Annotated in this window: 4 protein-coding genes and 1 pseudogene; 3 read left to right on the plus strand and 2 right to left on the minus strand. The window is 49.2% G+C overall.

From position 1 onward, the window contains the following. The coding region (locus AQR02_RS33430) for an HAD family hydrolase (RefSeq protein WP_245237059.1) at positions 1 to 377 on the plus strand (377 nt) is incomplete at its 5' end. Between the two features lie 83 nt (positions 378 to 460). Here the strand turns inward: AQR02_RS33430 and AQR02_RS02935 are convergent. Further along, positions 461 to 1588: an FAD:protein FMN transferase gene (locus AQR02_RS02935; protein ID WP_054939319.1), complete on the minus strand. Its 1128-nt coding sequence runs from the start codon at positions 1586 to 1588 to the stop codon at positions 461 to 463. A gap of 247 nt (positions 1589 to 1835) precedes the next feature. Between AQR02_RS02935 and AQR02_RS02940 the strand changes: the two genes are divergently transcribed. Then, complete coding sequence (locus AQR02_RS02940) at positions 1836 to 2408, plus strand: TetR/AcrR family transcriptional regulator (protein WP_054939320.1); 573 nt, start codon at positions 1836 to 1838, stop codon at positions 2406 to 2408. Positions 2409 to 2410: 2 nt separating this feature from the next. Then, positions 2411 to 2656 (plus strand): hypothetical protein, encoded by a 246-nt coding sequence (locus AQR02_RS32980; RefSeq protein ID WP_209444116.1) that lies wholly within the window; start codon positions 2411 to 2413, stop codon positions 2654 to 2656. A 227-nt stretch (positions 2657 to 2883) separates the two neighbouring features. Here AQR02_RS32980 and AQR02_RS02945 read toward each other — a convergent pair. Next, a pseudogene (locus AQR02_RS02945) lies at positions 2884 to 3393 on the minus strand (glycosyltransferase family 2 protein); the annotation flags it as partial.

Here is a 3393-nt window from a genome sequence, read left to right on the forward strand (position 1 = left end):
CGCAGCTGCGGCGGTTCATCACCTTAGGGCACAAGGTCGGGATCATTACGAACGGGCCGGAGGAGCATCAGATGAATAAGCTGCGCGGACTTGGCATCGACAAGCTGATTCCGCCAGAGATGATCTTCATCTCAGATGCCGTTGGCCTGGCGAAGCCGGACCCGGCGATCTTCGAGCATGTTAACCGGGTGACAGGGACAACCGCTGACAACTCGCTGTATGTCGGGGACACCTGGGATAATGATGTGGTCGGCGCACTTTCGGCGGGCTGGAAGGTATGCTGGTACAATCCCCGCAGCAGAGAGCCCCGCACAGAGCATGTTCCAAGCTATACGTTTACGGACTACAAAGAATTTAGTGAGCTTCCCCTGATCTGAGGGAACTTGCTGTGACACACACACAAGCGGCAGAGCCTCAGCTCTGCCGCTTGTGTGTGTGTTGCCGTTATGAACAATGCGGTTTATTCCGCGAATGTATACGTAGGATCGGTCAGGATAAGCCTGTCCTTGAGGCCCGAAGTGGTGTAGATTTTGTTGTCATCAGTGATGAAGAACGCATCTACTTTTTCCGGCAGGGATTCAAGATATTTCATACCCTCTTCCAGGCTCATCAGGAATACGCCAGTAGACAAAGCATCCGCATCCGTTGCGTTCGGGCTCATGATGGTAATGCTTTTTAGCCCGTTTTGCGAAGGGTAGCCTGTACGCGGGTCAAGAATATGGTGGTAACGGACGCCGTCCTGCATAAAGAAGCGCTCATATACTCCGGAAGCATCGATGACTTCATCGGAGATTTTGATCGTACCCAGCTGTGTGCCGCGGCTCTGGTCAGGGTCCTGCAGGCCGATATTCCAAGGAGAGCCGTTCGGCTTGTTGCCGAGTGCAATAATGCTGCTGCCGCCGAGATTAATCATCGCGCTGTCCAGGCCCTGCGCCTTCAAATATTCGGCGATCCGGTCAGCAGCATATCCTTTGCCGATCCCACCCATATCGAGGACCATGCCTTCTTTGGCGAGCTTGATTGTCTTGGCTGTCTCATCAATAATAACATCCTTATAATTGATCAGGCTCTTGGCTTTATCGATGTCCGCCTGGTCAGGCACATGTTCTCCGCCTTCGCCGATAGCCCACAGATCCACCAGCGGTCCGATCGTCGGATCAAACAGCCCGTCCATTTCTTCAGCATATTGAATCGATTGTTTGACCACATCCAGGGTTTCGTCGGATACGGCGACAGCTTCCTTGCCGGCTGCCTGATTGACGGCGTACAGCTCACCGTCCTCTTTGGTACGGCTGAATTCAGTATCCATACGTTCCAGCATCTGCTGAATATCATCCATATTTTGTTGGGTTGCGTTATCTCCGAACACCTTGATGTTAACGACGGTATCATAAATATAATAAGTCTGCGACAGGGCCTTGGTTCCGCCTTCTTCTGATACGGTCGCGCCTCCGGCGTTCTCATTCGCAGCCGTATTACTGCTGTTGTCGTCTCCTTTGCTGCCAAACGCCAGCCAGATGCCGACAGCTGCAACAATGACAACGACCAGAGCGGCCAGGATAAGCGCCGATTTCTTGTTTTTAAACATAATCCACCATCCATAAAGTAGTTTCTTGATCACATCCTTTTTATCATACCCCAGAAAGAATGGCAATGGATACTAATTTCATGAAATTTTGCGCATAACAACAATAGGTACAGTCCATCCGCAACCGTTCATTTTGTAATAAAGAGTTGTCTTCTTCATAAGGTCATGATAAATTGTTTTATGACCGGCTGACCAAAATTTAATTTTAGTCAATTGCTGGTGCTTTAGGAGGAAAGGAGTTTTAACTATGTCTATCGACCGCAAGTCGTTAATCCTGCAGGCGGCGTCAAAATCCTTTGTGCAATTCGGCTATAAAGCAACTACAATGGAGCAGGTATCCAAAATTGCGAACGTCGGCAAAGGTACCATCTATACATTCTTCAAAACAAAGGAAGACCTGTTTGAGGAGATTCTGATTAAAGCTTCGCAGGAATTAACTTCTGTAATGAACCGGATTGCCACCGAAGATGACACCTTTATTCATAAGCTGTTTAATCTGCTTGATTCGATCCTGGAGTTCCGCTCCGATCATGAGCTGTTCGTTAAGCTGGCACAGGAGGTACGTGACATCGGAACCGTTCAGGCGCTGGAAGGGGTCAAGCGGATGGAGGATTATGCGCTGGATTTCCTGAGACAGCAGATTGAGACGGCTATAGAGAACGGGGAAGTGAAGCCCTGCGATTCCAGTGTCGCCGCGTTCATGATCCTGCGTTTGTACCTGGCGCTGACCACGGAATGGAACAAAGCGCATGAGCCGCTGGATGAAACCCGGATTAAGGAGCACATGATCCTGTTTATATCGAATGGTATTCTGAAATAAAGATGGTATCCTCAAATAAAGATGATAGGGCCCGCCTGATGTTTAATCTGGTTTGGTGCAACTACGTCTTACAGGTTGCCGATTTGATGTATCGGCTTCGCCCTTTTGAGAATTTAGAGGGAAAAACGCCTGCTAATTGTGGACGAAAAGCATCTATTTTGGGATTAAAGGGAAATCGTCCCTATAATCTTTCCTCTACCCGCTTCAAAGGGAATATCTCCAAAATTAGCGGGCATCATTCCCGCTAATTTCCTAAATGATGCGTCTGTCATAGAAATAGAGGGGGAGAATCCCTTTATTTGGGATGTGAATTTACTTTTTTTTTATTTCCGTCAACTGTCAAGCACTGATGTTAGTGTTGAGCCGCTTAAACTATAAAACTCCCGCTTGCCGAAAAGGTGGCAGCGGGAGTTTTTTTGAGGTTGGGCGTTACTTGGGGGAGATCATGCTGCGGCACTGACATGCGGAGATCATTTTAGTCCAGCATATACTCGCTATATTTGTTTTTACGTGGATTTAATACAAACAAGATGCCGCTGGCGTAGCCGGTTACAGCGTTGAAGTTCCGCTTCAGCGTAGCTTTACCGGTCAGATAGGTCAGCGTCCATAACAGGGCGGCATAATTCTTCACCGGCGCTTTGCGAAGATTCAACAGATAATAATGATTCACCGCCGTTGCCCGGGCAACCCGGCCGGCCTTGTCGCGGGAGCTTGGCGATTCATGATGGGTAATCTTCATATCGGGATTAATGACCAGCTTGCCGTATTTACTGGCCAGATGGCACATATAAATATCGTCGGCTACCGCATAGCTGGTCATCCACGGGTAAGGCTTCATGTCCTTCAGCGACTCCCGGCGGAACGACATGTTGCAGCCGTGGAAGAAGTCCGTCTCAAAAATGTTCTCGGTCTCTCCCCAGAGCAGCAGAGAACCGGCGAGGGTGCTTGCCGACAATCTGCCGGGCGAGTGTGACATTTGGCAGGT

The sequence above is a fragment of the Paenibacillus ihuae genome (assembly GCF_001368795.1).
GTDB classification, from domain to species: domain Bacteria; phylum Bacillota; class Bacilli; order Paenibacillales; family Paenibacillaceae; genus Paenibacillus_AQ; species Paenibacillus_AQ ihuae.